Here is a 1,152-nt window from a genome sequence, read left to right on the forward strand (position 1 = left end):
GCGCGCCCCGCATGCCGGCCTCGACGTCCTTCTTGAGCTCGGGATCCTTGTCGACGGCCTCCTGCTCCGTGGGAGCGAGGGCCTCTCCCTTCGACTTCTTGGCAACAAGTGCGTCCACCTGTGCGGCGCGTTCGAAGGAGGCGTTGAGCTTGTCGAGAAGCGTGCTGGCGAGATCCGCCGTGGCGCCGATCGCCGGCGTCAGCGTCTTGCCGATATTGGAGCCCAGAGCCTGAAACTGATTACCCAGCTTGGTCAGCTTGGACGAGGTGAGCTCGTCGAAGATGCTGAACGCCCGCTCGACTGATCCGCTGGAGCGCGTCGGATCGTTGATCATGTCTAACGCCTTGATGATCAAGTCGAGCGACTGCGCCATGCGCGCCGCATCGTCGGCATATTCCAGCCCCATCAGGTCCGTCAGCACCCCCATCTGCTTTTCGGGCTTCAGCTCGCGGATGCGCCGGAACACGTCCACGATGGCCTCGGCCGGGCCGTCAGCAATCATTTTCGAGAGCTGTTTGCTCGATAGGCCGAGTGACTTCAGCCCGCCCTGGAACGCCTTGGACTGCTTGCTCGACGTCTGGAGCTTGGTGAGCAGGGAGTTGAATCCGGTGCTCGCCACCTCCGACGTGACACCAAGCGACAGCAGCGCCGATCCGAAGGCCGCCGTCTGCCGTTCCGACAGCCCGAAAATGCGGGCTTGGCCGCCGACGCGGCTCAGGAACTCCATGATGTCGGCTTCCTTCGCCGCCATGTTGTCGCCGAGATAGTTCACCGCATCGGACAGGTCCTCGATACCCTGCTGCGTCAGCTGGAAAACGTTGCCGAGCTTGGCGAGACGGTCGCCGCTCTCTTCGGCCGAGAGACCGAAGGCAACCGCCGCCTTAGCCGCGAACGTGCCGAACCGCGCGAGATCCTCGACCGGCCGGCCGGCGAACCCCGCCTGGGCGACCAACTGGGCGATCTGCTCCTTGGCGAGCGGCGTTTCCCGGCTAAGGCGCAGGATCGTCTGTTCCAGAGCCCGGAACTCCTCCTCGGGCATGTCGACGGCCTTGCGGACCTCGGCCATGGCGTCCTCGAAGGACATCGCCTGCTTGATCGAGGCGCCGAGAGCCGCAGAGATCGCAACGACACCGGCCGCGGCAGCGCCGCCAG

General features: G+C 65.0%; 1 protein-coding gene. It reads right to left on the reverse strand.

Going from position 1 to position 1,152, the window contains the following annotated elements; genetic code table 11:
* Positions 1-1,152 (reverse strand): phage tail tape measure protein (locus tag STARVERO_RS23235; RefSeq protein WP_159602642.1); only part of this gene is annotated, 1,152 nt, incomplete at both ends.

The sequence above is a fragment of the Starkeya nomas genome, from assembly GCF_902703545.1.
Classification (GTDB): Bacteria; Pseudomonadota; Alphaproteobacteria; order Rhizobiales; family Xanthobacteraceae; genus Ancylobacter; species Ancylobacter moscoviensis.